This window comes from Psychrobacter sp. G, from assembly GCF_000418305.1.
In the GTDB taxonomy this organism is placed as follows: Bacteria; Pseudomonadota; Gammaproteobacteria; order Pseudomonadales; family Moraxellaceae; genus Psychrobacter; species Psychrobacter cryohalolentis.
In genome coordinates this window covers 3,025,847-3,051,986 of sequence record NC_021661.1, presented here as the reverse complement: position 1 = coordinate 3,051,986, position 26,140 = coordinate 3,025,847, and the positions used below count along the sequence as shown (strand labels likewise).

At 42.5% G+C, this 26,140-nt stretch carries 23 protein-coding genes and 1 tRNA gene; 9 read left to right on the top strand and 15 right to left on the bottom strand.

From position 1 onward, the window contains the following. Positions 1–79: 79 nt before the first annotated feature. A complete protein-coding gene (locus PSYCG_RS12790; protein WP_020444539.1) occupies positions 80–919 on the bottom strand; it encodes a methyltransferase domain-containing protein in 840 nt (279 codons plus the stop codon). 66 nt (positions 920–985) lie between these two features. After that, entirely contained in the window at positions 986–2,218 is a 1,233-nt protein-coding gene (locus PSYCG_RS12785) for an 8-amino-7-oxononanoate synthase (RefSeq protein ID WP_020444538.1), read from the bottom strand. 320 nt (positions 2,219–2,538) lie between these two features. Between PSYCG_RS12785 and PSYCG_RS12780 the strand changes: the two genes are divergently transcribed. The 4 genes from PSYCG_RS12780 to PSYCG_RS12765 all read left to right on the top strand — a co-directional run bounded on the left by PSYCG_RS12780 (position 2,539) and on the right by PSYCG_RS12765 (position 6,243). Further along, the gene (locus PSYCG_RS12780; RefSeq protein ID WP_011514751.1) at positions 2,539–3,078 is read left to right on the top strand and encodes a porin family protein; all 540 of its coding nucleotides are present in this window, start codon (positions 2,539–2,541) and stop codon (positions 3,076–3,078) included. A gap of 259 nt (positions 3,079–3,337) precedes the next feature. Continuing rightward, a complete protein-coding gene (locus PSYCG_RS12775) occupies positions 3,338–3,835 on the top strand; it encodes an NfeD family protein (protein ID WP_051130951.1) in 498 nt (165 codons plus the stop codon). Between the two features lie 15 nt (positions 3,836–3,850). After that, positions 3,851–4,711, top strand: a complete 861-nt coding sequence (locus PSYCG_RS12770) for an SPFH domain-containing protein (RefSeq protein WP_020444536.1) — start codon at positions 3,851–3,853, stop codon at positions 4,709–4,711. 155 nt (positions 4,712–4,866) lie between these two features. Next, positions 4,867–6,243, top strand: a complete 1,377-nt coding sequence (locus tag PSYCG_RS12765) for an esterase-like activity of phytase family protein (RefSeq protein WP_020444535.1) — start codon at positions 4,867–4,869, stop codon at positions 6,241–6,243. Between the two features lie 74 nt (positions 6,244–6,317). On the opposite strand, the gene hemN is transcribed toward PSYCG_RS12765, so the two are convergent. Then, positions 6,318–7,781 (bottom strand): oxygen-independent coproporphyrinogen III oxidase, encoded by a 1,464-nt coding sequence (gene hemN, locus PSYCG_RS12760; protein WP_413771536.1) that lies wholly within the window; start codon positions 7,779–7,781, stop codon positions 6,318–6,320. A gap of 354 nt (positions 7,782–8,135) precedes the next feature. Further along, positions 8,136–10,595: a penicillin acylase family protein gene (locus tag PSYCG_RS12755; RefSeq protein WP_020444533.1), complete on the bottom strand. Its 2,460-nt coding sequence runs from the start codon at positions 10,593–10,595 to the stop codon at positions 8,136–8,138. A 346-nt stretch (positions 10,596–10,941) separates the two neighbouring features. Here PSYCG_RS12755 and PSYCG_RS12750 point away from each other — a divergent pair, with 346 nt between their 5' ends. Next, on the top strand, positions 10,942–12,492 hold the full coding sequence (locus PSYCG_RS12750) for a YifB family Mg chelatase-like AAA ATPase (RefSeq protein ID WP_020444532.1): 1,551 nt from the start codon (positions 10,942–10,944) through the stop codon (positions 12,490–12,492). Between the two features lie 27 nt (positions 12,493–12,519). On the opposite strand, the gene PSYCG_RS12745 is transcribed toward PSYCG_RS12750, so the two are convergent. The 4 genes from PSYCG_RS12745 to PSYCG_RS12730 form a co-directional block, all read right to left on the bottom strand. After that, complete coding sequence (locus PSYCG_RS12745; RefSeq protein ID WP_020444531.1) at positions 12,520–13,197, bottom strand: phosphoglycolate phosphatase; 678 nt, start codon at positions 13,195–13,197, stop codon at positions 12,520–12,522. A gap of 96 nt (positions 13,198–13,293) precedes the next feature. Next, on the bottom strand, positions 13,294–13,794 hold the full coding sequence (locus PSYCG_RS12740; RefSeq protein ID WP_020444530.1) for a DUF4385 domain-containing protein: 501 nt from the start codon (positions 13,792–13,794) through the stop codon (positions 13,294–13,296). 179 nt (positions 13,795–13,973) lie between these two features. Further along, a tRNA-Phe gene (locus PSYCG_RS12735) sits at positions 13,974–14,049 on the bottom strand. A gap of 122 nt (positions 14,050–14,171) precedes the next feature. Beyond that, complete coding sequence (locus PSYCG_RS12730) at positions 14,172–14,594, bottom strand: hypothetical protein (RefSeq protein ID WP_020444529.1); 423 nt, start codon at positions 14,592–14,594, stop codon at positions 14,172–14,174. Between PSYCG_RS12730 and PSYCG_RS13470 the strand changes: the two genes are divergently transcribed. From PSYCG_RS13470 to PSYCG_RS12715, 4 genes are all read left to right on the top strand, one after another. Then, positions 14,593–14,733, top strand: coding sequence for a hypothetical protein (locus tag PSYCG_RS13470; RefSeq protein ID WP_020444528.1), 141 nt, complete (start codon positions 14,593–14,595; stop codon positions 14,731–14,733). The genes PSYCG_RS12730 and PSYCG_RS13470 overlap by 2 nt on opposite strands. A gap of 197 nt (positions 14,734–14,930) precedes the next feature. Continuing rightward, positions 14,931–15,605, top strand: coding sequence for an imidazoleglycerol-phosphate dehydratase HisB (gene hisB, locus PSYCG_RS12725; protein WP_020444527.1), 675 nt, complete (start codon positions 14,931–14,933; stop codon positions 15,603–15,605). Then, positions 15,606–16,250 (top strand): imidazole glycerol phosphate synthase subunit HisH, encoded by a 645-nt coding sequence (gene hisH, locus PSYCG_RS12720; RefSeq protein ID WP_020444526.1) that lies wholly within the window; start codon positions 15,606–15,608, stop codon positions 16,248–16,250. A gap of 174 nt (positions 16,251–16,424) precedes the next feature. Continuing rightward, entirely contained in the window at positions 16,425–16,817 is a 393-nt protein-coding gene (locus PSYCG_RS12715; RefSeq protein WP_020444525.1) for a hypothetical protein, read from the top strand. A gap of 38 nt (positions 16,818–16,855) precedes the next feature. On the opposite strand, the gene PSYCG_RS12710 is transcribed toward PSYCG_RS12715, so the two are convergent. The 7 genes from PSYCG_RS12710 to PSYCG_RS12680 form a co-directional block, all read right to left on the bottom strand. Then, on the bottom strand, positions 16,856–18,190 hold the full coding sequence (locus PSYCG_RS12710; RefSeq protein ID WP_020444524.1) for a valine--pyruvate transaminase: 1,335 nt from the start codon (positions 18,188–18,190) through the stop codon (positions 16,856–16,858). A 402-nt stretch (positions 18,191–18,592) separates the two neighbouring features. Continuing rightward, positions 18,593–19,294 (bottom strand): hypothetical protein, encoded by a 702-nt coding sequence (locus PSYCG_RS12705; protein ID WP_020444523.1) that lies wholly within the window; start codon positions 19,292–19,294, stop codon positions 18,593–18,595. Then, positions 19,291–20,244, bottom strand: a complete 954-nt coding sequence (locus PSYCG_RS12700) for a hypothetical protein (protein WP_020444522.1) — start codon at positions 20,242–20,244, stop codon at positions 19,291–19,293. Before PSYCG_RS12700 ends, PSYCG_RS12705 begins: the two co-directional genes overlap by 4 nt. A 253-nt stretch (positions 20,245–20,497) precedes the next feature. Then, a complete protein-coding gene (locus PSYCG_RS12695) occupies positions 20,498–23,161 on the bottom strand; it encodes an ABC transporter permease (protein WP_020444521.1) in 2,664 nt (887 codons plus the stop codon). Beyond that, positions 23,161–23,850, bottom strand: coding sequence for an ABC transporter ATP-binding protein (locus PSYCG_RS12690; RefSeq protein WP_020444520.1), 690 nt, complete (start codon positions 23,848–23,850; stop codon positions 23,161–23,163). The genes PSYCG_RS12695 and PSYCG_RS12690 overlap by 1 nt, the downstream gene beginning before the upstream one ends. Then, the gene (locus PSYCG_RS12685) at positions 23,847–24,659 is read right to left on the bottom strand and encodes an arylesterase (RefSeq protein WP_020444519.1); all 813 of its coding nucleotides are present in this window, start codon (positions 24,657–24,659) and stop codon (positions 23,847–23,849) included. Before PSYCG_RS12685 ends, PSYCG_RS12690 begins: the two co-directional genes overlap by 4 nt. Before the next feature lie 90 nt (positions 24,660–24,749). After that, the gene (locus tag PSYCG_RS12680) at positions 24,750–26,069 is read right to left on the bottom strand and encodes a CynX/NimT family MFS transporter (RefSeq protein WP_020444518.1); all 1,320 of its coding nucleotides are present in this window, start codon (positions 26,067–26,069) and stop codon (positions 24,750–24,752) included. Between the last annotated feature and the right edge of the window lie 71 nt (positions 26,070–26,140).

Below are 26,140 nucleotides of genomic sequence, written 5' to 3'. Positions count from 1 at the left end.
GGCTAATAAGTAGTTAAATAAAAAACGCATCCTTCGGGGTGCGTTTTTTTATTTCATTAATAAGATTGCAATTCACATGTCACGCTTTAAAAGCGCTTATCATCAGTACATCATAAGTCAAATTCACATGAGGTTGACCATCTTTATTTAATTCAGAAAACTGTTGCCAATAATCTTGCTCAAATTGTTTTAGACGGGACTTGGTCCATGTAAATGGCTGACCACTACTTGACTGATCTTGCGTTCGATTAGTCGAAACCCCTGTTAGCTTCATATGTTTAAGAACAGCGTAGGGATTGGCAAAAGGTACATCAAAGCGCTGAGTTAATAGTTTGATATTCTCAAAACCTGCGACTTCTAATGCTGATTGCCACTCACTGATAGCTGGATAATGCAGCCCTTGACCTGTTAGTTGCTTAATTTGCAAAAAGTTATCTGGCGTAAAAGTATTAAAGACTAATTGCCCTCCTGCTCGCAAACGCTGGGCAGATTGTTTTATAAAGCTCAATGGGTTATCAAACCACTGTACCGCATTTGCACTGACTATTAGGCTGTGCTCTATCAAACTAGGGTTTATTGAGTTAGAGACTTTGGATAATTCAATGGTTTCAGCATCGCCAATTATTATGTTGGCTGTTGGTACTATCGATTGCAATATCGCTGCCCTTTCAGAACACAGCTCATTGATAAACCAGTGCTGACTTTGAACGCTCTCTGACAACAAACGTGTCATTTGACCTGTGCCTGCACCGATTTCAAATACGCTATCTTGCTTAGTACAAGCGATAAGGGCAAGGAGATGCTGACAGATTTGCGCTTGAATATGGGCATGCTGGTCATAATCGCTAGCAGTGGCAAAATGACGCGCGATGGTTTGTTTTCTTGTGCTGAGGATGTCAGGTGTAGCAGGAGGTTTCATGTTGTTTGTTGCATCCAAATAATTCGCTTAACGCCAAAAGAAAGTAGTTACTAAAAAATAATCGCATTATAAATGCGCTATCAGCCGCTGACAGTCCTCATGGCTAAGCGCTGTATTCATCACTAAGCGAATACGAGCAGTATTGGCAGGAACGGTAGGTGGTCTGACAGGTAAGGCATAAAATCCTGCTGCTTGTAGCTGCTTTGCTTTTTCGACAGTGAGTGCATTATCGCCTAGTATATAAGGCACGATAGGGGAGGCATAGCCTGCATCTTGATGAATTAACGACACGCGATATCGTTCGGGAATAGCGTCACTAAGCGTGGCGGATAACCGTGCCAAATGAAGGCGCTGCTCCGTTAAGCTTGGCATTTTTGCTAAAATAAAACGTGTCCATGCGTGGTTAATGGGTGGTAATGCGGTGCTAAAAATGAGGGGGCGCATCTGATTAATTAGCCAGTGTTTGACGACATCATCACACATGATATAAGCGCCAATAGAGGCAAACGCTTTACCAAACGTTCCCACCAGATAATTAATATCAGCCAGTGTTTGGGTTTCTTCTGCCAATCCTAAACCTGAATCACCTAATATACCGATAGCATGGGCTTCATCGATATACAGCTCAATACGAGCATCTTTTGATTTTAGTTGTACCAATCGCGCCAAGTCAGCGCGGTCACCATCCATACTAAAAATACTCTCCGTGACAATAATAATGCGCTCAACACTTGAATCTGCTTGCTCAATAAATTTGGCTAAATGCTCATAGTCGTTGTGACGGTAACGACGATAGCTAACCAGCTTACTTTGGCTGAGGCGTATGCCATCGATAATACTAGCATGCACCAGTTTATCTGCCAAAATGAGCGTTTTGATTGGCAATGTCGTCAGTGCAGGCAAAATACCTATATTGGCATGGTAGCCGCTGTTGAATACCAGTACCGATTTTGATGAGGATAGGTTTTTCTTGTCTACAGCGTTTTGATACCAGTCTTGTAGTTCAGACTCCAATGCTTGCAGATGTTCATCGTTACCTGTCAAGAGCCTAGAGGAGGTGGCACTCATCCTAGGCATACTATCGACTGGAAATTGATTGAGTTGATTAAGGAAATCGCTCTGGAGTTGCTTATTACTGCCCAAGCCAAGATAATCGTTGCTAGCGATATTGAGTAATCGCTTGCCTTCGCTAATCACATATTGCTCGTGGTGTTGTAAGTTAGGTATCTGACGGTATTGATTCGCTGCTTTTAGCGCGTTAAGCGATTCTTGCAGACGATTGATAATAAGAGCAGTCATTGAGGTCCCTTTTTTTATTTAATCGCTTTTATTTGATCGTTTTTACTTATTAAAATCAGTTTCTGAATAAATCGTCTCAAGAATAAGTAGGGATTATTGCACAAACTAAGTGGTTGTAACAAAAGATTTCATATATCGGCCTTTGTAACTTGAACACTGATAAACACTTGCAAAACTTAACTTTCTTACCATTAAACACTGACAGAGTTTCTGACATGGTTTGTTACTATGTATACATCGTTAGCAAACAAGGCGATATGACTAAAAAGTACACATAAATAAATAACTTGTTTGTCCACAGTGATTTTAAGGAGATACACATGAAAACTCTACAGAAAACTCTAATTGCATTAGCAGCCGGTTCATTACTAAGCATGGGTGCACAAGCTGCCGTTTCTTATGGCAACGGCTACACTGGTCAACCATACGTTGGTGCTAAAGTCGGTCAGTTTGATTTAGACGTTGATGGCGCTGATGATCCAACCGCATATGGCGTATATGCAGGCTATAATTTCGATCCTAACTTTGGTATGGAAGCTGAATTTGTAGGCTCAGATGACGCAGATTACAGAGGCGGTGACATCGACGCAAAAACTTATGGCGCTTATGGTACCTACCGTTATGCTTTTCCAAATACCGGTTTATATGCTAAAGGTAAGCTAGGTGTTGCAAGAACTGAAATAGAAGCGACTGGTACTTCTCCAGCAGGTTTTTATAACGGTTCAAACAAAGATACTAGCTTAGCTGGTGGTGTAGGTCTTGGCTACTCAGTGAACCCTAACTTCAGTGTTGAAGCTGAATATGACAAGCTAGGTAGTGACGCAGATCTTATGACTGTCGGTGCACAGCTAAAGTTCTAATTTCTTGATACTTAATCTCTTTATATTAAAGTATTAATAAGAACGCCCAAAATAAAAAACGATCGCTTCGGCGGTCGTTTTTTTTGCTTTTTTTAAGCATAATATAACTAGTCTTAGTTTAAGGCAAATATGGATGCGCTTTAATACTAAGAAAGGTTAACAGGATTAAGACATTGTTTTTATAGCGCTTTTAAAACGTCCTTGGATGAGGAAATGTGCTACATTGAAAGCTAGGATAACAAAGATAGGGAATAAAGCAATGATGGAGACTCTTTGGATGATTGAACCTTGGCATTGGCTGGTATTAGGCTTTTCGCTGCTGATTGTCGAGATGTTTGTGCCAACCTTTGCCAGTCTTTGGTTTGGTGCTGCTGCTATCATAGTGGCTGCGCTTGCATGGCTTCTGCCTGTTTCGGTATCCGTACAAATCATTATCTGGTTACTCCTCTCCGCTATCTTTTTGCTGGCATGGTTTAAGTTTATCAAACCTTTAGCGGTTGATCGTACAAAAGCAGGACTTGGCGGCAGTGTGATTGTCGGTGAAACAGGCATGATTATTGTGCAGCCGCAGCCAGATAGAGCTGGTATGGTGCGTTTTAATGTGCCTATTGTGGGTGCTACTGAGTGGATGTGCCGTACCCGAGGTGAGCAAGTGGCAGTCGGTGATCGAGTAGTGGTAACAGATATCGTTGGTAACGAGCTGATTGTGAGTAGCATGATATCGAAGGCAGCTGTGAACCAAAATATGCACGTATAATAATAAGGATAAATTATGGAAAGCTTTAACATTGTTATGGTGGTTTTGGTTGCACTGGTAGTCTTTACCGTGTTTAAAGGTGTGCGAATCGTACCACAAGGGTATAAATGGGTGGTACAGCGCTTAGGGAAATATAGCCAAACGTTAGAGCCAGGTCTAAACCTTATTATCCCTTATGTCGATGATGTTTCTTACAAAGTAACGACCAAAGATATCGTCCTTGATATTCCGTCACAAGAAGTGATTACCCGCGATAACGTAGTGATTATCGCTAATGCTGTGGCTTACATTAATATTATTCGCCCTGATAAAGCGGTCTATGGCATCGAAGATTATGAGTATGGTATCCGTAATCTGGTACAAACGTCTTTACGTTCAATCATCGGTGAGATGGATCTTGATAGTGCCTTATCTAGCCGTGATGAAATAAAAATGAAGCTAAAGCATGCCATCTCAGAAGATATTGCAGATTGGGGTATCACGTTAAAGACAGTAGAGATTCAAGATATTAATCCATCGCAAACCATGCAGGCTTCAATGGAAGAGCAGGCAGCGGCAGAGCGTCTACGCCGAGCGACAGTAACCCGTGCTGATGGTCAAAAGCAAGCGGCTATCTTAGAAGCAGATGGGCGTTTAGAGGCCTCACGCCGTGACGCTGAGGCGCAGGTGGTACTGGCGAAAGGCTCAGAGGAGTCTATCCGTCTAATCACTGCGGCAATGGGTACTGAAGAGATGCCGATTGTCTACTTACTTGGCGAGCAGTATATTAAAGCGATTCGTCAGCTGGCTGAGTCTGACAACTCAAAAATGGTGGTGTTACCTGCTGACATTCTAAGTACTGTAAAAGGCATGGTCGGTGATAAGCTTAAGGTTTAAGCAGCTGTGCTTTGACCACATGCTATAAGCACAACGTATAAAAATAGCCAGTGAGTATGCTAAGCACTGGTTATTTTTTTGCCTTTAATTTATCTATCATTTTTTATGAAATACCGTTTTTGAATACTAAGAATATTGAGATAAGGAAAACGATAATGACTGAGCAGAAGGTAAATATAGAAATAATCTCAATTGTGGATTTTCCGCAAGGCAGTCCATTACCTTATAGCGTGCTTGACGCAACGCATACTAATGCTGCCTATCCTGAGAAAAATTTAGAAATACGCGGTGGCGGTTATGGTTCAGATGCGGCGGCACATCCAAGCAATGCCAATCAATTCTATGTACTTACCGATCGAGGTCCCAATGCCGACTTTGATGGTATTGCTGGTAAAGGTAAGCAGTTTTTAGTGCCCAATTATACGCCGTCTATTGGATTGTTTGAGTTACAAGCTGATGGCAAAATCATCAAGATAAAAGACATTGTGCTTAAAGATAGCAATGGCAATCCTATCTCTGGACTACCGAATCCAAAAGCCTTTGGCGGTACCAATGAAGTACCTTACGATATCAATGGTCAGCCGATGACGGTGAATCCAGATTTACCGTTTGATGAAGTGACCAACCCTATTAAAAGTGATATCAATGGCTTAGATCCCGAAGGACTTGCCGCGCTCAAAGATGGCAGTTTTTGGATCAGCGATGAATATGGTCCACATCTCGTCCACTATGACGCGAATGGGGTGGAAATTGCCCGTATCAATCCTTTTGCGCATGACGAACGCAATAATGTGATTATTGATGGTAAGCAGGTATTATTACCGACGGAGTTTACCAAGCGCCGCGCCAATCGTGGTATGGAAGCATTAACCATTACACCAGACCAGACTACGCTTGTAGGTATCATGGAGTCCTCTATGGACAATCCTGATAAATCGGGTCGTGGCTCTAGTTTGGTTCGTATCGTTGCTATTAACCTAATCTCAGGTCAGATAGCACAATATTTATATCGTCTTGATATTGCAGAGCATGTAGCGTCAGGGATAGTCGCTATCAATGAACATGAATTTTATCTCATTGAACATGACCGCAAGTTTCCTTTACAAGATAAATCGGCAAAAAAACTTATTTATAAAGTTGATATCTCTCAGGCAACAGATATTGAAGAAGTGATAACTGCTGAAAGTATCAAACAAGATGAGATGTTAGGTTTGACTATTGACGGTCAAACGCTCGAGCAATTGATAGCAGAAAACGAAGCAAGCTGGCAACTACTCGAAAAGCTAACTATCAAGCCTGTTAAAAAAACTTTGGTCGTCGATGTGCTTGCTACTCTAGATTATCCGCATGATAAGCTTGAAGGCTTATGGTTAAGGCAAGACGGCTCATTAGGTTTACTCAATGATGATGATTTTGCGCTGACAGATACAGAGATAGTTCATGCAACAAGCACCGTCGAGCAAAAATACCTAGATAAAGAAAAAACCATAGAGGATGCCAATCGATTATATCTTGTGATGCCGAGTGAATGAATATGGATAATTATTTATAAGTTATAATATTTATCGCTAATCAAAAACAGACCTCAATCGAGGTCTGTTTTTGGTTAAATAACTTTTGAGAAGCGGTCTTTATGTTTTTTATCCAGATATTCATCGAATACCATGGCTACATTACGACCCAATAAGCGACCTCTTGGTAATACGCGAATGCCAGCAGCATCCATATCAATCAAGCGGTCTTCTTGCATTTCACCAAGCTGTTGAATCTCATTAATAAAGTAGGTAATAGCATCGATGCCAAATTTCTGATTGATGTCTCTAAAATCCATATAATCGTGACATAGTAAATTCATAATCACGTATTCACGTAAGCGATCTTTGATAGAGGTTTTAATCACGTTAACCGCTGGCATGATGGTAGGGTTATTACGTGCTGCATCGATACTGTCTTTATATACTTGCAAATCAGTATGGTTTTGTAGGATATAACTGCTATTGGCATTGGAAATTTGACTGATTGAAGACACGCCAAAGCCCAGTAAATCACAATCGCCCATGATGGTATAGCCCTGAAAATTACGATGCAACTTGCCCTCACGCTGGGCGACGGCAAGCTCATCATCAGGTTTGGCAAAATGGTCAATGCCAATATATTGATAACCGGCTTCAGTTAAAGTATTGATGGTATTACCGAGCATCGTGAACTTATCAGATGGAGTAGGTAAATCGTCCTCTTTGACTTGACGCTGCGCCTTAAAGCGTTCAGGCAAATGAGCATAATTAAATACCGACAAGCGATCTGGCGACATCTCGATAATACGGCGTATGGTTTTATCAAAGGTTTCAGGCGTTTGATGTGGTAAGCCATAAATCAAATCGACATTGATAGAATGAAAGCCTAATTCGCGCGCCTCATTTAATACATTTTCAATAAGCTCTGCTGAATGCACACGATTGACCGCAATTTGTACGGTCTCGTCTAAATCCTGTACGCCTAAGCTGACGCGGTTAAAACCAAGAGTACGCAATACTTTTAAGGTCTCGCTACTGAGCTCGCGCGGGTCAATTTCGATAGAGTAATCACCTTGATCTTCTGGTAAAAACTCAAACTGGGTCTGCAAAAACTCCCACAGTTGTATCAACTCATTGTCTTGTAAAAACGTTGGCGTACCACCACCGAAATGCAGCTGTTTAACCAGTGGTTTTTTACCGTCTTCTGGTGGCATTAATAAGCTACGTTTGTATTTAATTTCAGCAATTAGATACTCTAAATAATCGCCTGCATCGCTATTCTTTTTAGTGATAATTTTATTGCAAGCACAGTAATAGCAAAGATGGCGACAAAACGGGATATGGAAATAAAGTGATAGCGGTGCATGAGCTTCGCGCGCTTGCAGAATTTTTGTCTCAAGCCCTTCTGGTATCGATGAAAACTCTAAAGCAGTTGGGTAAGAGGTATAGCGTGGTCCCGAACGATTATACTTATTAATGATATTTTGATCGAATGCTGGCAGCTGTTTGCTGGTGATGCTGCCACGAGTACTGGCATATGGATTGTCCGGTTGCATAACAGGACGCACTGTAGTGGGCTGATCGCTCGCATTGATGGCGTGTTCAGGTGTGCTATTGATATCAAGTTGTTCTGACATGCGAGATTCCTCGTTTGACTGTATCGATCGCTATTTTGAATAAGACATTTATGGCTTTGCTAATAGCTGTATTTCTTACGAAAGCTAATAAAAAACGATTGAAATAAGTAATGACTAGTATAACAAATCATAGCTTATAGTGGCATGGACAGCGAGGTTAGTTATACAGCGACGCTAATCACATAGCTATAAAGTTGTATAGTTAGGTGATGAAAAAAAGACTCTAGGATTGTCCTAAAGTCTTTTCTATTACTATCAAATATTACGCTAATTTTATTCTCTTAATTGAATCTTATTGCCAATGGCTTGCTTAGATATTTCACCAGCGCTAAAAGGCAGACGAATCCAGTCTTTAGCAGAATAACGACGGGTCTGATCACGATGGAAAGGACGAGTCGTATCACCAGCTTGCGAGAAGGCTAACAGCGCTTCAACGACAGGGCCTTTACTATCAAACGTTACTGATTGCATATAAGTTGGACCATTGGTCACTGGACCATAAGTGCCATCACTGTTTTGACTTGAGCTTGCGACGTTGAAGACGCCTTCAGGACCAAAGCCACCATGCATAGGAATTTTCTCACCGTTTTTGCCTGCAGCAATAACGAATTGCAAGCTGCCTAATGGGGCATCAAGCGCGATATTTTTACTGTTAAAGTAAGCAATTGAGTCACCTAATGCTCTACGCGTGTTCTCATTAATGATTAGATCACGTGGTGTATTCACTGGATCGGCTTCGTTAAAAGGAGTTCTGAATCCTGCATTAGTAAGTCCACTAACACGAAGGTTGGTCCAAAATTTTCTAAAGATATGAGCGCCTTTGCTATCAAGATTATTACGACGATCCCAAGTAGTTAAGACATTACATGCTTGAGTGGCATCGATAGTACTACCGCCAGTCAGAGGTAATATAGGAAATTCTTTACAATTAGCTATTACATCATTGAGTACCAGTTCAGCCGCATAACTACGATTACCATAGACAACTTCTTCCATATTTTTTATGTTAAAAGTAGTACCACCTAAACCATCTTTATTATCTAATCGATCCAAGATTTGCGTAAACGCCATGCGAGTCCGCAATGACAATGGAGTGGCTTCAGGAGTTGATACTCCAGCGAAAGACACTAAATTACGTTGTAGTAGTGGTGAGAATCCAGTTAATGGTTGTTTTGCATTACTGAGCCAATAACTGTCGTTAGAATTAAGGGCATAATCATCACGTATTATGAATGGTAAGTTTGAACCACCAAAAATCCCTGCTTGCGGAGAGTCAGCATCATTACCCCATTCACAGGCAGCAGTACTACCATTAAGTGCAGGTAAGTCTGAGGCAATCAGCAGAGGAAGAGCAGCTCCAGCGTTAGCACTACAGGCTGCTAGCTTTTCTCTAGTGACATTAGGTACGGTTGAAATATCAGCATAAAGCGCTTTACCGTTACGATCAGTAGCAATGGTATTGACAAACCCTAGGCCTAGAATGTTTTGCATTCTATCGACGAGATCCTCAACGCTAGTGGCCATATTCATACTACGCCACTGATTAAGTGCTCTTGGATTTTCAGAAGCTGCGTCACGGATAGTATAAACGACGTTATTAGCATCACCCCATGCTGGTAAATTAGGATTAAGTAGTTTAGCGTTTAATATTGGTCCATATTGTGAAACATATATGTTTCGAGTCATTGTTTGATTGTTTGGCATCTTAATAGTGACTGGAACCGTTTCAATGTCACGTTGTTCAACCATGCCTGCGCTGTTGACATAGTTGTATTTAAAAGGATTACCCTTGACTAGACTAAGCTGATAAAGCGTAAAGCGCTTAGCAGTCGATACCGTATGGCTCCAAGCCACGTCTTTATTAAAGCCGATATTGATAAAAGGTTGCCCTTGCTGAGCTGAACCCATCACGTCAAGCTCACCTGGTATTGTGGTATGAAACTCATAAAAACGCTGTACGCCTTCCCATGGTTCATGCGGATTGCCATACATCACGCCACTATCAGTACCTGTTACTTCACTACCAAAAGCATAGGCGTTACTACCGCCGTCTAATACATTGATAGTCGTCATATCGAATTTTTCATCCGACTCTGCTGTAGGTTCAGGGCTACTCATTCTAGAGCTACCCATGACGATACCTGACACTGGGGGAGCTGTGTCTACGATTTGTCTGACGAAGTTAGAGAGTCCGCCACGTAAGTTGGCTTTGCCATAAACCGTCAACAAATCATCTAGCGTGATTTCACGTACCCATTCGGCATTGGCACAAGCAGGATCAATGTTAGCCACACCTGTATCACGTAGATAACGGCTAAAGCCTGCAGCATAGCCTGTGACCGCATCGATAGTTTCAGGGTCTTGCGCTGCTAAAAATTCAGCACGCCTAGCGGGAGTGTTATACCAGGTGTAAAAAACGTCGCTTCCTTCGTTACCTTGAGCACCTAAATAAAGCAGGCTTTCACCTCTAGCAACGACAACTTCACGCGCTAGCGAACAAAAATTATCTTCGGCAAAGGCATAACCTACACCATAGCCCAAGCCCTTATAGTCTTTAGCGGTGATATGCGGGATACCAAACTCAGTGCGCTGGATATCCACTGCATAGGTGTCATTAGTATTTCCATTGCTACTAAGATTGTCACTATCCGAACAACCAGACAATCCCAACGAAACTGCCGCCGTTAATAGCGTAAGTGTGTACACACGCCGATTAAGCACTTTGATGCTCATAAGCTTACCCATCCATGGTTAATTGGTGTTATTTAAAGCTGTAGCAGAAAATCATTCAACATGCTTTAAACGATCAATAAATTCCTTTTATTGCTCATGCTTTTTTATTGTTTAGGTTTATTAACCGTCAGGCTTTTCAATGGTTAATCGTGATGTCAGTTAAAACATCAAAATGTACTTAAAACCTATAGAAATTTGATGAATAAGATAAATAAAAAGCATTTCTCAATCATATAACAATTTCAAACGTCTACGCTAGTGAATAAACCAAACAAATAAATACGCAACATTTGCGCACTTATTAATAATCCTCTATGATCGATAAATCTCTCTATAGGAAAGGCTTATGTCGTTTGCTCAAGTCTATACCCGCTCGGTAGTCGGGCTGCACGCACCTGAGGTCATCATTGAAGTGCATTTGTCGCAAGGACTGCCAGCATTGACCATTGTTGGTTTGCCTGAAGCGGCGGTACGTGAGAGCAAGGATAGAGTGCGCTCAGCGATACTCAATTCTGGATTTCAGTTTCCTAATAGACGTTTGACGATTAATTTAGCACCCGCCGATTTACCAAAGGATGGTGCTCGCCTTGATTTACCGATTGCTATCGGTATTTTGGCAGCCAGTGATCAGTTGGATCCAACGGTATTGTCAGGGTTTGAGTTTATTGGGGAGTTGGCGCTCAATGGTGAGCTGCGGCAAATAAGCGGTAGTTTGGCGGTTGCACGAGCAATGAAAGCTGAAGTATTGGCGACGCAACTGTTAAAAGGTGATGAGAAGATGATGTCGTCAACACGGCAACTCATTGTCCCAACCATCAATGGGGCAGAGGCTAGCCGTGTGGAAGGAATAACCGTATTGGCAGCGCCAAATTTAAAGGCTGTATGTAATCATTTGCAATCACTTACCGATAGCAGTTTTTTGGATGAACGCTTAACCGAAGTAGAACCGAATCAAATCCAGAAGCATATAGGCTATCAAGTAGATTTGGCAGACGTAAAAGGACAGCATCATGCACGGCGTGCCTTAGAGATTGCAGCAGCAGGTGGTCATTCATTGTTACTTACAGGACCACCGGGTTCAGGCAAAACCTTGATGGCGTCACGCCTGCCAACTATTTTGCCAGATTTGAGTACAGAAGATGCGCTAGAGGTTGCCAGTACGTATTCGGTTGCCGATAGTGATTATGATTATGGCACACGACCTTTTAGACAAGTTCATCACACCATATCAGCAGTGGCATTGGTCGGTGGCGGTTCACGTCCCAAACCGGGTGAGATTACCCTTGCCAATAAGGGCGTATTATTCCTTGATGAATTACCCGAGTTTGATCGTACGGTGTTAGAGGTACTGCGCCAACCACTAGAGGCAAAACAAATCACTATTAGCCGTGCCAACTCACAGATGACCTTTCCAGCAAATTTTCAACTGGTGGCAGCGATGAACCCGTGCCCGTGTGGCTATGATGGTGATGGCTCAGGGCGTTGTCGTTGCAGAGCTGAGCAGATTAAGCGCTATCAAGATAAGCTATCAGGTCCGCTACTTGATCGTATTGATTTGCATATCACCGTACCGGCATTACCGATTGTGGATCTGCAAAATGCTCAAGCGGGAGAAACCTCTGAGCAAGTACGTACTCGAGTATCGGCAGCACATAATCGCCAATTAATACGACAGAACAAGGTCAACAATGAGCTGAGTCCTAGTGAGATTGATAAATATATTCAGCTAGGTGCGGGCGAGCAGCAGCTATTACAGCTTGCTCAGCAGCGCCTTAATTTATCTGCTCGTGGCTACCATCGGGTACTACGCGTTGCACGAACGATTGCTGATTTGGCGGACAGCGCGGATATCACGAGCGCCCATGTATCAGAAGCGCTCAGTTATCGTAGTAAATGATAGCTTTGGGTTCTAATTATTTGCAGGCTAAATCTTTAATAAATAGTCAACCAAAGCGCTAAAATCATCGAAGGCTGCCGTAGGATTAAGCTCACGAATATCTTGCCCATAGTTATAACCATAAGACAATGCGAGCGTGTCCATATTGGCATTTTGTCCCGCTAAGATATCATTTCTTGAATCACCAATCATGACCGCTTGTTTTGGAGTAACATTCAACGCCTCACAGACATGTAGCAGTGGCGCAGGGTCTGGTTTTTTGCTAGGCAAGCTATCACCGCCAAGCACTTCGCTAAAGATGTCTTGCCAGCCAAAGGATTGCAGTATTTTTGGTACAAAACGAATCGGCTTATTGGTGACCAATGCCAGTTTATATCCTGCTGCTTGTAGCTTTCTGAGCCCACTATCAACATCGGGATAAGCGACAGTTTTGCTGCCACTGATATTTTTATAAGCGTCAAAAAACACTTGCTCAGCATGGTCGACGCTTTCTTTAGTTAATTCACCCTCTAACACCTCTATCTTACCAACCAAGGCGCGCTCAACAAGCATTCTTGAGCCATTACCGACCCAGTTACGAATACTATTGAGAGGATAGGGCGTTTTGCCAAGGGTAGTCAGCATCGCATTGGTCGCATCCGCCAAATCTGGCACGCTATCAATAAGGGTGCCATCAAAATCAAAAATTAAAAGTTGCTTATCCATTATTTCTACCCGTTAAAAGTGCTGCATTTTTTATTCATACTTGTTTGGTGGTGATTACCATAGCATAAGAAAACAGTAAGCCTTAATTTTGCTATCCTATTCAATATCTTTATAGCGCTCACGGTGCTCAGCTTTCATCGCTAAATAATCTTTATTTTCACGGCATAAATCCCATTTTTCTTTAAAAATACGTGCTGACTCTGCTTTGATAGGGTCTTCGATTTGCCGAGGCAGCTCTTCACGTCCATGAGCACCGCTTTGACCTTTTTTATCATCAGGGACCGCCCCTTTATATTTTTTACCGCCTTTATGATTGGCATAGCGGCGGGCACGGGTAAAACCCATCTGGATAAATTTGCGTGCCATATCAGCGCCGACAAAGTCATCTGCTGCCAGATAATCCAAAAACATCTGATAAATGGTATCGCTACTCTCAATCGCAATCTCTGGAGTAGCAAAGCGCCAGTGCGGCAGTATCTCAGATTTATAAGGCTCTACCAATAATACACCTTGTTCACCGCGACCGACACGGTACAGCTCAGGCTGCTTACGCAAATCTAGATTCTTATAATCCAAGTCATAATCAAATTCTCTCATTATCTTACCTATCGGCTATCCATAGATAGCCTTAGTATAAAGAGCTGAGACGATTTAAATGTAGCATAGATATGTTATAGATCGGTGAAAGTGAGTATTAATAGAAGTGAGTTATTAATGAGACATAAAAAAAGCCTCAAACAGTGATGTTTGAGGCTTTTTAGAATGCTTTAAACGAATGGTGGCTCGAGGCAGGTTCGAACTGCCGACACACGGATTTTCAATCCGTTGCTCTACCGACTGAGCTATCGAGCCGTCTTCGTTGAGGCGCTATTAAACTAAATATAGCGCTTACTGTCAAGAGGTTTTTGCATTATATGTAATAAAAGGGCAAAAATAATGAACGAGTCATCGAAATAAGCCTATTTAGGCTAAAATTAATCCTTGACGCGTAGTAGCTCGTATTCAGTCATAATACGATGAATGTCGGCATCAACCGGAACAAATGCACGCACGCCTTTTTTGACTTCAGCATCATAAACCAGTTTGATAAACTTAGCATCAATCGCACGACCGCGATTTTGCAGATGTACGGTGAGATACTGCAAGCGTTTAGCATCGGTCTGCCCATCATCAAAGCAAGCAACTGCGGCGATAGGCTTGTCATTAAACATACCGACATACAGCGTTTGACCACGTTTAAAACCTTGCTCAATAATAGCCAATACGTCAGCACCATCAGGCTGGCTATCATCGGTGTCATAGAGCGCCTCTAAGCGCTCGGCTAATTCGTTTTCACGAGCAGGCTTTTTGATGAGTGGCGTATCCAAACTATTGATGGCAATGGCTTCTAAAGGCATGTTTAATTCCTATAATTTAATACAGCAAGGCATAATAGAATCAGCAAAGGTGACGATTGATAAAACTGAAGCTATTATTTTAGCAGAATACGAGAATTTTGTGCGTGGTTTACTGCTTGGTCATGGCAGTAAATGGTAGGGTTTGCTATGATGAAGATAGACAAGGTTCTGTGTGCATCAAGCCTCATATTTTGGCTTGTTGAACAGGCTTTTTGAATAAGCATTGAACTTATTTTTAGCCTGATTGTTTTATTATCTATTTTAGACACTAGTAAGAATATATTGGGCGTTTTTCGCCCTATTTTATTGACAGCTTTTCATTTATAGAGAGTAGCCATGACCGCCAATTTAATGACGACAGCCAATATACCCAATACAGCTGAGCAAGATCCTACGCAAAAACTAAATTTACATGGTCGCCCTGAACGTATCGCGACTGTTGAGCGTATTACTGCTGAGACCCAAGTGACCTGTACGGTCAATCTTGATGGTACAGGGCAAGGTACTGTGGACACTGGCGTCCCGTTTTTGGATCATATGATTGACCAAATCAAGCGTCATGGTTTGTTTGACTTAGACATCAAATGTACCGGTGATACCTTTATTGATGATCACCACAGTGTTGAAGATACAGGCATTACGCTTGGTCAAGCATTTAACAAAGCATTAGGTGATAAAAAAGGCATCCGTCGTTATGGGCATTTTTATGCGCCACTAGACGAAGCATTGACGCGTGCAGTGGTTGATTTATCCGGTCGTCCAGGTCTGCATATGGATATTCCCTTTACGCGCTCGCATGTCGGCACTTTTGATGTCGATTTATTTAGCGAATTCTTCTATGGTTTTGTGAATCATTCGTGGATGACCGTGCATTTAGATAATCTAAAAGGCAAAAATAGCCATCATCAAATCGAATCTACCTTTAAAGCCTTTGCTCGTGCGCTACGTATGGCGTGTGAATACGATGAACGTGCGCTAAATACCTTGCCATCGACCAAAGAGGCTTTTTAGATGAGTCGTGCCACAAAAATTGCACTATTAGATTATGGTATGGGTAACTTGCACTCAGCCAGCAAAGCATTGTCAGCAGTAGGGGCAGAAGTCTCTATCACCAGTGACCCAAAAGTCGTTGCAGCAGCAGATAAGATTTTCTTCCCCGGTGTTGGTGCTATGCGTGATTGTATCGCTGGCATGCATGAGGCAGGTATTGATGACGTCATACGTCAGGCGATATTTAATAAGCCTGTTATGGCTATCTGTGTTGGCATGCAGGCGTTATTTGAGCAATCTGCTGAAAATGGTGGCACGCCCTGTCTGAGTATCTTAGATGGCACAGTACCCGCTTTTGATCCGGCATGGAAAGATGAAAAAGGCGCACAGATAAAAGTACCGCATATGGGCTGGAATACTATTAGTGGTATGGATTTTACTCATCCATTATGGAACGGTATCGAAGATAAGGCGCACTTTTATTTTGTGCACAGTTATTACTGTGAGCCAGCAGATAGCTCGCAAGTGGCTGCTATTTGTGATTATGGTCAGCCGTTTTGTGCCAGTATCTTGCAAGATAATTTATTTGCCACCCAGTTCCATCCAGAAAAAAGCCATACCGCAGGTTTGCAGTTATTAAAGAATTTTGTAGACTGGGATATTTAAAAATAAGTATGACATATTTGGTTGCGCAGTCAGGTTGGCAAAGGCACAATCTGAGCGAGGAAGGAGCACAGTACTGCTTTGCTCTCGCGCAAAGGAGTTTGCATGGTCGCAAACTCTTTTTTATTCTTATTTTAAGCTTAATGACTTCCTACTCTCTTATATGTGGAATAAATAGTGGACTTTTATCTCTTTAAAAACGGCGTCGTGAGTGCCACAGGATTAGAAAAAGATGCCCTACATATCTATGTGGGCATCAGTGTTTATCTATTAAGCGTTATTTTGCTGCGTCCAATTTTCAAAAAATACAGTATCAGAGCGTTTATCGCTTTAATTATGGTGACCTGTATTGCTTTATTAGGCGAGTATTTGGATAACCGTCAGACCATTACCGAGCTAGGTCTCGCAGGGATAGAAAGCGCAGAGCTGATGGCAAGTATCCACGATATTATCAATACTTGTATGCTGTCGTATGTGCTTTATGGACTTACCATGCGGACGAAGATTTTTCAGTCAATCAATACAGTCAAACCTATGATCAAACGACAGAAAAAAACGGACTATTCATAAGTCCGTTTTTTACTATTGAACTATTTTTATCATTGAAGTTATGATGCTTTGTTATTTTTAGCTTCATCATACAGCTCGCGTACCACCTCACCAATGACTCTAATACCATCAATAAGTGTCCGCTCATCCGCAGCGATACTCATGCGGATACACTCGTGTGCATGCTGGTAATCGCTAACATCGACACCTGGGAAGAAGTACTTACTTGGCACAATAAGCGTGCCTTTTTCTTTGAGGCGCTCGTACAGCTCAAGGGTACTAATCGGCAAGTCTTTAAACCATAACCATAAGAAAATCGCGCCTTCAGGCTTATGAATCATTAACGGATAATCGCCCAACGCTTCTTTTAACAGCTTCACGGCAAGGGTGGCCTGCTTTTGATAAAACGGTTTAATCTCATTATCGGCTAACTGCTTGATACGGTCGTTTTCTACTAGTGGCGTGGCAATCGCTGCGCCAAAGCGTGTCGGCGCTAGGTTTACTACCGCATTCATCGCGCTGACAGCTTCGATCACTGTCGCATCGGCCACGATAATCCCCGTACGCATACCGGGCAGGCCAATTTTAGACAGGCTAAAGCATAGAATCGTATTGTTATCCCAATTCAGATGCGCGTCAGAGTAGATGATGTTAGGGAAGGGCATACCGTAGGCGTTATCGATAATCAGCGGTATGTCATAGCGTTTGGCAATCTTGGCCAAATGTGCCATTTCCTCATCCGTTAAGACATTGCCCGTCGGGTTGGTAGGACGTGAGCAGCAAATCGCACCGATACGACCTTCCTTTAATGCTGGCAAGTTTTCTAGTGCGTCAAAGTCGACGCGATATTTAAAGAAACCTTCCTCGCCATCATGAGTCACTTCATCGATATGCGGTAATACGGCTGCGAAATGCTGACCTTCCACATGCACGTCGCTATAGCCAATATACTCAGGGGTCAATGGCAATAGAATGGATTTGTCGATAGATTCGCTATTTTCATCAGCGAAAGCGCCGCCAAATAGATTAAACAAATAGAAAAACGCGTTCTGTGAGCCGTTGGTCAGAGCGATATTTTCTGAGGTCAGATTCCAATCATAATGACGGTTAAAGAAGCCAACCAAGGCATCGATAAAGGCAGAATCACCTTGCGGATTGGAGTAATTTGCCATACTAATAATCGCGCTACTATTGGCCTCACCTGCATCGTTATCATTACCAAGCGCTTTATACGTCTCCAAAAACAGCTCATTGACGGCATCAATTTTGGCAGGATTACCACCGCCCAGCATGTTGACAGGCTGATCGCTTTTTAGCGCATCGCCCAGATCGTCCATCAATTGTGAGATGCCAGTGGGCTGGGTAAATTTTTGACCAAATTTTGAGAATTTCATAAGACTACCATGCTGTTTGAGAGGGTGTTATAAGTTGGTATTTAACCGATAAAGTTGGGCTAGTATAGCAAATGAGGGCGAGCTAATCCCCCCAATAAATAAGTAAACTGCATGGCTGATATTGGTTTATATGCTGATACAACAAAACAATAAAAAATCGCCCACTAAATTAATAGTGGGCGTTTTGGTTTGAGGTTTAGGAGCTTAAGTTTTGGATCTAATCTCACCATCCGTTCATATCTTATATTCCCACTGGCCCGGTGACTAAAGGCTGATAGCGTTCCTGTTGTGCCGATGACCCTCTTAGCCAAGTCCCCACAAGCCAGCGGTCACATAAGTATATCCGCTACTATCAAGGCTAAACCGCTCTACAAGGCGACTATTATTAGTTAAGCGAAAACATTAAGAAAACTCTAAACTATTAAAGGTAAGCTCTCTAACTACATTAGGCATATATCCTGTGAGTGCTGGTTGGTTTTCTAGACCTAGTAGATTGTAAATTTGACCACCTATACCTGGTATAACTTCACCATCCTCATTTTTAACGTCATCTTCAGCAAAAAATACAAACTTAAACTTGTTAGAAATTTCTTTTGGAAACTCTTTTATAAGCTTCTTCTTAGAATCTTTATGGGCGACAGGAGACAATATATATATACTCTCAATATTCTCGATTTTATCTAACATCGCAATAAGGTTAGTGCGAACAACGCAGCTACCTGACATAACAGATTTAACAATGATCACATTTTGCACATCTTCATAATTTGGTTCAATGAAACTATGTAAAATCGGAGCTACACTAGCTTTACTGGGTAAATGATAATGATGGTTCCAGAACACAGCTAACTTTGTATTTATTTTATGGGTCTTTAACGCTGTTGATACACCGCATTGAAGGAAGTCAGCGTCTTCAGCAGTAGATACTACTATAGTATGTTTGTTAATATCTTCACTAAAATTAGATAAAACTGTTTCGGCCAAGAGCTTACCTAACTCTGTCATAGCTGATTTATATTCTTCAGGCATACCTGTACTTTCCAAAAGGCGGTTAAGCTGCTTTTGGGCTTCAGGTGTAGCAATAGGTGTATAAATTCTACTCATTTTACCTCTCCCATTTTAGAGGAGCTTAGAGATTGTGTAATATCTTCGCCAGTAACTGAGAGCATCAGACTTACTAAATCTTGGATATTCTTAATATCGTCTACTATGGATTTAGGTGTTTCTTTCAAAGATTTTACACTGCATGTTACTTCAAACATTCGATTTATAATTAAGATCAATTTGTCATAGTTTAAACTATACATGACACAATGTGAATTACTTGTCAATATTTGTTGTACCCAACTAGGCAGCTGAGGTGTAGAAGCACGAAATTTTATGAAAGGATTTGGGTTTGCATCGGACTCAGCTTGCTTAAATATATCACTTACAGTTTTATGTTTACCTGCTTGCAAAGACCCATTTATTAGGGTTACAGCGTAATCGCACTCATTACTAGAAGGATTCTCTATTAAGTTAGCAACGTACTGATACAGGTTAGTATTATTAACTAATTCATAGATATTAGAATGAAATTTGAAATATTCACAAGTATCCTTAGACTTTAAATCATCGGGGATTTTCCCTTCATTTTCTAAAGTACGAGCTTTATCTGAAACTAATAAGCAGTTCTTAGTAGAATTAACTTTAAATATATTAGAATCAATTGCTCTTTGTTTTCTAAATCTATCAGAAATATCTTCTGTCCATTTCGAAGCCTCACCTGATGAATTTTTTGCTTGAAAGTTGTACTTTGTATTTTTTTCATAGTCTATATGACATAGGTCATCTACAAACCCAATAGTTTGCGATGCAATGACTTGATTCTTGCATTGATGTGGATATTTATTAGCTATTTCGAAGGTCTTATAAAGAAGAAATTGGTTCTCATAATCCCTTCCTTTCTCATTATTGAGACCACCTTGATGAATATTTTGGAGCTTTTTAGAGGCATCTTGACCATATGTGCTGTGCACAAAAGCTATGATATCTTCTTTAGGGGGTACAATCATGAAGTAACCTATGTGAAAATGATTCTAATAATTTAATATATACTAAGAGATACTTATCAACAAGAGTAGGTTAAATCTTTAGAATAACGTATGGCTGATTTAATCAAATGTATTAGTACTTAATAAATACTAAGCAAGAGCTTCGAGTAATTTTTATTAAATGTTTTTTTAATGGATATATAATAGAGGATAGAAGGATCAGCTACAACAACCAACCCTTCATTAACCTTTGCTAAATATGCAAAAGTAACTCTTATATCATCGCTCTTACCCTCGCCATAATCCCGCGTCCAATCACCAATCTCACATAAATAATGGCAATGGCAAAGAGCAATGCGATTAACGCCGCACCGCCGATAGCCAAACTTGTCCACGGCACACTAAATTGTAGATTAAACCATTGGGTGAGGGCAGCCCATGCGCCAACGCTGGCGATAATGATCGCAAATGTCGCGGCACTAATTCCCAATACCCCAAGCTCTAGTATGTTTAGCATATATAAGTCGTGTTTTTGCATCCCTAGCAGCCTAAATGAGGCGCTTTCTTGCAGACGGTCTTGTGAGGTGGATAATAACGAGCTAATCAAGACCATCACACCAGTCAGTAAGGCAAGTAGCGTAAAAACGTAGACCAAACGGCTCATTTGCACCACCAACTCTTGGATTTGCTGAGCGATAGCTGTCCCGTCTATCGTCGTCACCGCAGGGAATTGTCGTACCATTTTTCCTTGCAGGTCTGGAATATCATCAGCGTTTACATGAGCGGTGGCAAATTGAATCTGCGGGGCAGCAGAGAGAACGGCTGGCTCAAATAAAAAGTAGAAATAAGGACTGGGTCCTTGCTCGTAACGTGAGCGGATACTGGTGATCTGCCCGACGATTTCAATCCCTTGAATATTAAAACGTACCTCATCACCCATACCGACATTCAGTAAGCTGGCAGCAGTATCCAAAATAGATAAGGGCGCAACGGTTGACGCTGGGTCTTTATTCTCAGTGTTAATGGGTGCATACAGCTGATTGTCTGCTACAGCATCCGTAATGAATTCAGTGTCCATCACCGTATCTGCATAGCTGAGATTAAAGACCCGCGCAGGATCATCAAAGCCATCAGCAGGCTCGATATCCTGTACCGGTATATTATCGGCAGTCACCACTCGAGCGCGTATAACAGGGTAATAGCTCACTGGTGCGCCAATAATGCTATCAATCTCATCATGCTGATTACTCTGAATATCTAACAAAAACAAATTGGGTGCATCTTCAGGATAAGCGTTAATAAACTGGGCGTTGATACTGTGATTGAGCGTTGTAATAAGGGTAAGTACGGCTACCGATAATGCTAATGTGACAAAAAATAATGCCGATTGGTTGCCCTTACGCGCAAGGTTATGAATCGCAATACGCTGCATCCAGCCTATTTTAGTGTTACTTGCGATACGTGCCAGTAACCACAGCCAGCCGCGTGCCAATAGCCAAAATATACTCACAAAGCCAATTAAACCGATTAATAACTGCGCGCCAAATAGCCATCCGCCTACTTCATAAACAAAAAACACATATAGACCAGCGAGCATCAACCCATACCAAGCTAACGGCAAGCGTTGATACCAAGGCAGGTGTCGTACAGCTGAGCTTGCACCTTGATTGAGCAAGGTAGCAGGTTTTGTGGTGTTCAATGTGCTCAAGCCACGTTGGGCGATGAGTAGCGTGAGCACCAAGGCTATGACGGTGGTTTTGATGGCACTGATAGGGTTAATAGCCAAGCTGACATCCGCTGGCAAGATAGCCACAAGATAAGGCTGACCGACTTTGAGTAACCCAAAGCTGACTAAAATCGCTGCGATACAAGCGATGATGGCAGTGATAATAAGGAGCTGATAGTAGCTACGTTTAAGGGAGCTAAGCGGTTCACCCAGTGCCAAACGTATCGCATTGCTCGACTGCTGCTTGGTCACAAATGCCGTGATGACGCCATACATAGCCACTGCGGACAATAACAATACGGCTATGACCAAAAGCTTTAAAAACATCAAGACATTATCAGAGATACGCGACACTGAGGTGTCTGCAGACTCGGCATCAGAGAGCTCGATATCAGGATAATTGGTCAGTATTTGCGTCAGTTTATCGCGCTGGGTCGCCATCAATTCTGCATTACCTGCCAGCTCAATACGGTAATTAATACGGCTACGCTGTCCCAATAGATTGGTTGCCTCTAATGCCTGCTGGGGCATCAAAATACGCCCACCAAAGCCAAAGGCGCTTAGCGGACGATCAGGCTCTTTTGTCAGCACATCACTAATGATAAATTGCGCATCACCAATAGTAATTTGGTCACCAATATCGGCATCTAAGCTTTTGAGTATTTCTGGAGCGACAACTACATTATTGGCTGTAAGCTGCTGCCATAAGGGCTGTCCTGATGCCAGCTCGACGTCACCATATAATGGATAGGATTGAGAAACCGCTTTTATGCTGGCAAGCAAAGTCTGCTCATCAGTGACGACCATCGCGCTAAACTGATAGTCAAAAACCGTTTGTGTATCGGCAATGGTATCAATCTGCGTTAATACTTCGCTTGGCCAGTCTTGCTTACTGTTTAATATTAAATCGCCACCGACCAAAGCGCGCTGATTGTCATTGATATAGGTGTCAACTGACTGCTGGATAGAGTCAAGTGTGAGGTAGGTCGCAAGTGACAGCGTCAAAGTCAGTAAAAATAATACTGGATATATCCAGCGCTGCCACCAGCTCCGACTAAGTGCTTGCGCGCCCAATCCTTGTAAGCCTAGTTTTTGTAAACCAAGGGTACTCGTCAATAGCTGGCGTACGATACCGCCACTAGCGTCTGACTCTTTAGCCATGCTGTCGGTATTATCAGTCGATAAAGTGTCTTCTATATTCTTATTATCCATCAAGATATAATCCGCCCATCATGCATGGTGATAACGCGATCTGCCATGTCAGCAAGTGCTGAATCATGGGTGACCACCACCAACGCTGAGCCAGTTTTCTGACGCAAATCCAGTAATAGCTGCATCACTTGATTGGCATTTTGTTCATCTAAGTTGCCGGTAGGCTCATCAGCAAAGACAATCTTTGGGCGTGATACCAATGCGCGTGCAACTGCTGTACGCTGCTGCTCGCCACCGGATAATTGGTTTGGCAAGCTATGACGCCTATGACCCAAATCAACCGCCTCAATCAACTCATCGACACGCGCCGCATCTGGACGACGGGCGATGTCCAATGGAAAAGCGATGTTTTCAGCAACGGTTAACGTTGGTAGCAGATGAAAAGACTGAAAGACAAAACCCATATCGCGCTGACGAATAACCGCCAAGGCATCTTCATTTAATCGGCTTAAGGTTTGACCTGCCAGCTCAACGTCGCCGCTATCAGGATAATCTAATGCCGCTAACAAACCCAACAAGGTGGATTTGCCAGAGCCAGATTTACCCATGATCACCACAAACTCGCCAGCATTAACGTGAATGTTGACGTCTTTAATAATAGATAAAGACTGGTCACCAACGTGTACGGTTTTATTTAGCTTAGTGGCAGTGAGCAGCGCTGCTTGCGAAGTAGGTAATGCGGATGTCATTGTGCAGTCTCAGTAGGCATATTGGTCACATTCGACGGATTTATTTTTTTAAGCTCAGGCTGTAATATCGGCAAAATATTGTTATTAACGATCAGCGTATAACCTTCTTTGGTCGGATGAATGGCATCGGCTTGATTGAGCTTAGGGTCGCCGCCAACACCGTCTAAAAAGAACGGAATAAGCGTCACGTTCAGGTCTTTCGCCACTCTTGGATATATTGCTGCAAAGGATTTTACATAATCAGAGCCAAGGTTGTCATAGATCTGCATACCACCTAGGATGACCACGCTATCATTGTCCTGTAAGCGCTTTACGGCAGTACGAATATTGGCTTCAACCGTCGCGACATCAATACCACGAATAGCATCATTGGCACCAATGGTCAAAATAGTAACATCAGGTTTGGTCTGTAATACCCAATCTAATCGATTGACCAAGCCTGTACTGGTTTCGCCACTCAATCCTGAATTAATGACTTTAATGTCTTTATAACCCAGTTCCTGCAGGCGTGTTTGTAGCTGGGCGGGGTAATTGGCATTATTATCCACCCCAAGCCCTTCTGTTAACGAATCACCTAATGCCAATATGGTCAAAGGCGCTTGTTGTTCAGCAGGGTTCGTTGTAGATGTGGTTTGAGACAGTTGGGTATCGGAGGTTTGACTGGTATTTTTATTGCTGTTTTGACTGCCAGTACCCGTCTGAGCTTCATTAGCATCAGGCGTTTTTTGGCAACCACTGATTGCGATTGTTATCGTCAATGCTACAACCGTGAGCAAGCGCTGCGGTAAGCGGAAAGGTCTGTTCATCATAATTCTGCTGTCCTATAGGCAATAGAGCCAGTCTAGCAGAATCAGATAAACAGCAATATGGTGCAAAAGTTAATCGATTAGTGATAAAAACTAAACCTTCTTCCCATCGACCATCACCGGACGGCTGACCAGCCACGCAAATCCTACGTTTACCACCATCAATATCAGCATAATCAATAAGGGTAAATCCCAGCTATCCGTTGCTTCATGTAACCAACCAGTCCCCAATGGACCAAAAAACGCAATCAAATAACCGACCGCTTGCGCCATACCCGACAGCTCACTTGATTGATTGGCGGTATAAGTACGCATCGAAAACAGCATCATACTTAAGGTAAAAATCGCTGAACAACCAATGCCCATTAGCGCCGACCACAACCATGCCAAATCAGCAGATAAATAGCTGACTCCTAAGATACCAATCACATTTAAAACCGCTGCAAATACCGCCAGTGCCTGAATAGGGCGTCCACGATTGACCAACCACGTTAAGCTTAAAATCGCCACAGGTGCCATAAACTGGAATACCGAGTTCATCTGTCCTGCGCTTACCGCTGACAAGCCTTTACTGAGCCAAATCGACGGTAAAAAACTGGCAGCTGTATAAAAAAGCAACGATTGTAAGCCCATAAATATGGCAATTTGCCAAGCAAAGGGTGTGCGCCACATAGAGATGGGCGATGGGGCTTGGACGCCTTCAGCAAGCGGTACTACGGGCTGATGGTTTGAAGAACCCAAACGCAGTCGTAGCAGCACCCATATTATTAAGGCAAAGGCGCCCAAAATCGACCAACCACCAAGCGCCCATTGCCAGCCTACTTGCTCAGATAATGGCAAGACCACGCCCGCGACAATCCCTGCCGATACGGTCATAGTGAGACTGAATAATCCAGTAACTAAAGGAATATGACTGGGTGTACGTTGTTTGATAACAGGCGCCGCAAGGGTATTGGCAAAACCAATCGCTAACGTCAACAGTAATGTGCCGCCCAAAAACCCCATCCAAGTGGGAATAAGGCTGCGAATAATCATCCCTATTGTTAGGAGGCTAATCATTGCAATTAAAGTATTTTCAAGCCCAAAACGCTTACCAATCGCTGGCGAAATAAAAGCCCCAAGTGCAAAAGTCAGCATCGGCACCGCGCCAAGCCAGCCAATTTGGGTTTCGGAGATATTGAGCGCTCCTTGAACCACCGGTGCTATAGAACCTAGTGCCACAATCGGCGAGCGCATATTGGTCGCCAATAGAATCATGGCACACAACACCAGCCAAAACGTAAAGCGCGAAGAGGGCAGCTGAAACGGCAAAGGCTTATCCGTCTGAGACTGTAAAGGCAAATCATTTTGCACATTAGGAGAGGTAGACATGGCAGCACGACTATTATTAGAATAAGAAAAAGGACACGTCATTAAACAGCGCCGAAGAGTCGTCGCTTGCAAAATAACACCGAAAAAATCTCACAAAGAAGATGAGTGAGACG